This window comes from Burkholderia sp. E168m23 (assembly GCF_016586125.1).
In the GTDB taxonomy this organism is placed as follows: Bacteria; Pseudomonadota; Gammaproteobacteria; order Burkholderiales; family Burkholderiaceae; genus Burkholderia; species Burkholderia orbicola.
Genome location: NZ_BCPP01000765.1, coordinates 1 through 3561 on the forward strand (window position 1 = coordinate 1; position 3561 = coordinate 3561).

Annotated in this window: 6 protein-coding genes; 3 read left to right on the plus strand and 3 right to left on the minus strand. The window is 66.9% G+C overall.

Going from position 1 to position 3561, the window contains the following annotated elements:
- Both JMF90_RS29135 and JMF90_RS29140 read right to left on the minus strand, forming a co-directional pair.
- The coding region (locus JMF90_RS29135; protein WP_201325759.1) for a cation:proton antiporter at positions 1-415 on the minus strand (415 nt) is incomplete at its 3' end.
- Between the two features lie 25 nt (positions 416-440).
- Positions 441-701, minus strand: coding sequence for a XapX domain-containing protein (locus JMF90_RS29140; RefSeq protein WP_124678625.1), 261 nt, complete (start codon positions 699-701; stop codon positions 441-443).
- A 276-nt stretch (positions 702-977) separates the two neighbouring features.
- Between JMF90_RS29140 and JMF90_RS29145 the strand changes: the two genes are divergently transcribed.
- Complete coding sequence (locus JMF90_RS29145; protein WP_012328320.1) at positions 978-1664, plus strand: hydrolase; 687 nt, start codon at positions 978-980, stop codon at positions 1662-1664.
- Positions 1665-1737: 73 nt separating this feature from the next.
- Here JMF90_RS29145 and JMF90_RS29150 read toward each other — a convergent pair whose 3' ends face one another.
- Positions 1738-2661: a LysR family transcriptional regulator gene (locus tag JMF90_RS29150; RefSeq protein WP_027808800.1), complete on the minus strand. Its 924-nt coding sequence runs from the start codon at positions 2659-2661 to the stop codon at positions 1738-1740.
- A 98-nt stretch (positions 2662-2759) separates the two neighbouring features.
- Between JMF90_RS29150 and JMF90_RS29155 the strand changes: the two genes are divergently transcribed.
- Together JMF90_RS29155 and JMF90_RS29160 are read left to right on the plus strand one after the other, a co-directional pair.
- Positions 2760-2927: a DUF1427 family protein gene (locus tag JMF90_RS29155; RefSeq protein WP_011545177.1), complete on the plus strand. Its 168-nt coding sequence runs from the start codon at positions 2760-2762 to the stop codon at positions 2925-2927.
- Between the two features lie 17 nt (positions 2928-2944).
- On the plus strand, positions 2945-3561 hold a 617-nt coding region (locus JMF90_RS29160; protein ID WP_201325760.1), incomplete at its 3' end, for an amidohydrolase family protein.

Consider the following 3561-nt stretch of genomic DNA (forward strand, 5'->3'; position numbering starts at 1 on the left):
GGTGGCGCTGCAGGATCGCCTTTGCGGCGACCGCGTCGGGCGGCGACACGATCGCGCCGAGCGTGAAGCACGCGGCCCACGGCAGCGACGGATTGGCCGCATGCACGGCGAGCGCGACCGCGACGGTCGTGAACGCCACGGCCCCGAGCGCGAGCGATGCGATCGATGCGAGCTCCTGCCGGAATTCCTTCCAGGCGGTGTAGAACCCGCTCGACATCAGCAGCGGCGGCAGCACGGCCGCGAGCAGCAGCGCCGGGTCCATGTCGGGCACGCGCTTGCCGGCGACGGCGACCACGCAGCCGCCGAGCAGCAGCACGACGGCCGGCGGAATCGACACGCGCTCGGCGAGCCAGGTGAGGGCGCCCGCGCCGCAGATCAACAGCAACAGGTAATGGAACAGCTCGACGTTGGTCATGCGCGTCCGGCGACGATGGGGTGGATCAAGAAGGCTTGCGGTCGTTCGCGGCGCCGCCCGGCAGCGCGCCAAACATGTGCTGGCTGCACTTCGCATCGCGCCATGCGGTGTTCAGCCGATGGCCGGACAGCATCCGGCGCGCGACGGGCAGGATCTGTTCGCCGGCGAGCATGCCGAGCAGGCCGACGAGCGCGATGATCGGCGGTGCGGGCGAATTCACGCCGAGCGCGCCGTAGATCACGCCGGCGAGGATGCCGGCGAGCAGCGAGAAGACATACGGTTTCATGGTGGTGCGCCTCGTGATGGCCGAGCGGCGCCGGAACGGCACCGTCAGAGTCTTGAAAGCGTAGCGGGTTTGCGTGAAGAAAAAAAGGGCGGGCGGCCCCGAACGGGCCTTCGTTCAGGAATCGGATCGATTCCATTCCTTGGGTGTTCGCGCCGCGCGTTTGGGGCTTAAATATTTCGGCCCGGATGACGATCCGGCGCCGACGCATTTCAGGCTCCTCCCGTTTTCACGGTCGAGGCAGGCCCCCCTTTTTTCGTTCACAGGACACCTTGCGCCATGAGCAACCCGAAACTTGAAGTACTGACGCCGCAGAACAGCCAGCTGATCTTCATCGACCAGCAGCCGCAGATGGCGTTCGGCGTGCAGTCGATCGATCGGCAGACGCTGAAGAACAACGTCGTCGGGCTCGCGAAGGCCGCGAAGGTCTTCAACATCCCGACCACGATCACGACGGTCGAAAGCGAGAGCTTCTCGGGCCACACCTATCCCGAGCTGCTCGACGTGTTCCCGAACCAGAAGACCCTCGAACGCACGTCGATGAACTCGTGGGACGACCAGAAGGTGCGCGACGCGCTGGCCGCGAACGGCCGCAAGAAGGTGGTCGTGTCGGGCCTGTGGACCGAAGTCTGCAATACGACGTTCGCGCTGTGCGCGATGCTCGAAGGCGACTACGAGATCTACATGGTCGCCGACGCATCGGGCGGCACGACACAGGCCGCGCACGATTTCGCGATGCAGCGGATGGTGCAGGCTGGCGTGGTGCCGGTCACGTGGCAGCAGGTCCTGCTGGAATGGCAGCGCGACTGGGCGCGCCGCGACTCGTACGACGCGGTGATGGCGATCGCGAAGGAGCATTCGGGCGCATACGGGATGGGCGTCGACTACGCATACACGATGGTCCACAAGGCAGCGCAGCGTACCGCGACGCCGCACGAGTCGATTCCGGCCGTGCCGGCGAAGTAACGGTCACCGGCCGCGATCGCCGCGCCGGACGCGGCGATCGTCTGCCATCGGCCATGAAGCGGCCATCACGCGTTCAGGCGGCGGGCAGCGCCCACGGCGCGTGCGAGAAATGTTCGGCGAGGAAATCGAGCAGCACCGTCACGCGCGCGGCGCGCAGCATGCCGGGCGGCGTGACGAGGTTCACGTTGATGTCCGCGATCTTCCAGTCGCTCATCACTTCCTCGAGTTCGCCGCGCTGCATCGCGTCCCACACGAGAAATTCGGGCTGCAGCGCCAGGCCGTGACCGCCGACGAGGGCCGGGAGGATCACGTCCGCGTTGTTGGTGCGGATACGCCCGTGCACGGACACGCCGACTTCGTCGCCCGACGCCGGGTGACGGAAGCGCCAGTACTCGGGCGTCGGCAGGTTGGTGTACGTGAGGCATACGTGCTGTTCGAGGTCGCGCGGATGCGTCGGGCGGCCGCGTCGATCGAGATACGCGGGCGACGCGACGAGCGGCCGGCGCACCGCGCACAGGCGGCGCGAGCGCAGCGTCGAATCGCTCAGCTCGGCGATGCGGATCGCGACGTCGAAGCCGCCCGACACGATGTCGACGATGTGGTCGGTGAGCACGAGATCGATGTCGACGCGCGGATAGCGCTCGAGAAACGCGGGCAGCACCGGCGACAGATGGTGCAGCCCGAACGACATCGGCGCATTCACGCGCACGAGGCCGTGCGGCTCGAGCGCCTGCGCGGACGCTTCGTTCTCGATCAGTTCCGCATCGGCGAGCAGGCGGATCGCGCGGTCGCGCAGCAGTTCGCCGGTCGGCGTGAGCGACAGCTTGCGTGACGTGCGGTACAGCAGCATCGCGCCGAGGCGCTTTTCGAGGCGTGCGATCGCCTTCGACACGGTGGGTTGAGAGATGCCGAGCAGGTCGGCCGCTTTCGCGAACGAACCGGTCTCCGCGACGCGCGCGAAGATGGCCCAGGCTTCGAGATCAGGAAGATGTTGCATGGTCGGCATGAATGGCAGGGAAGCGAAACGGATGCGATGCGCCGCGCGGGCGGCCTCGCGATGCCGGTGATTCTAATCCGGCCGGGAGAAAAAACATTATGGAATCTTATTTAATTTCATTGGGCGCCGGTGTGTTGATCGGCGTCGTGTACAGCGTGATCAAGGTGCGCTCGCCGGCGCCGCCGCTGATCGCGCTGGTCGGCCTCGCCGGCATGCTGGTCGGCGCGCAGGCCATCGCGCCGGTTCGTCACTGGCTCGGCTTCTGAGCACCTCGAGGACATTCATGAGCGCAACCGATACCCCACCCGATCTCATCCTGCACAACGGGCGCATCACGACGCTCGATCGCGCGAACCCTGTCGCGACGGCGGTCGCGATTGCCGCGGGACGCTTCGTCGCCGTCGGCAGCGAAGCGGACGTGATGCCGCTCGCGGGCCGCGCGACGAAGGTGGTCGATCTCGGCGGCCGCGGCGTGCTGCCGGGTCTGATCGACAACCACTGCCACGTGATTCGTGGCGGACTGAACTACAACATGGAACTGCGCTGGGACGGCGTGCCGTCGCTTGCGCTCGCGATGGAGATGCTCAAGCAGCAGGTCGCGATCACGCCGGCGCCGCAGTGGGTGCGTGTGGTCGGCGGCTTCACCGAACATCAGTTCGTGGAGAAACGGCTGCCGACGATCGAAGAACTGAACGCAGTCGCGCCCGATACGCCGGTGTTCATCCTGCACCTGTACGATCGTGCGCTGCTGAATGCGGCCGCGCTGCGGGTGGTCGGCTATACGAAGGACACGCCGGAGCCGCCGGGCGGCACGATCCTGCGCGATGCCGCAGGCAACCCGACCGGCCTGCTGCTCGCGAACCCGAACGCGACGATCCTCTACGCGACGCTCGCGAAGGG

Bases quoted from the DNA above. Each gene is read 5' to 3' on its own strand.
- JMF90_RS29155 (WP_011545177.1), top strand. From the start codon at position 2,760: ATGGAATCTTATTTAATTTCATTGGGCGCCGGTGTGTTGATCGGCGTC.
- JMF90_RS29150 (WP_027808800.1), bottom strand. From the start codon at position 2,661: ATGCAACATCTTCCTGATCTCGAAGCCTGGGCCATCTTCGCGCGCGTC.
- JMF90_RS29145 (WP_012328320.1), top strand. From the start codon at position 978: ATGAGCAACCCGAAACTTGAAGTACTGACGCCGCAGAACAGCCAGCTG.
- JMF90_RS29140 (WP_124678625.1), bottom strand. From the start codon at position 701: ATGAAACCGTATGTCTTCTCGCTGCTCGCCGGCATCCTCGCCGGCGTG.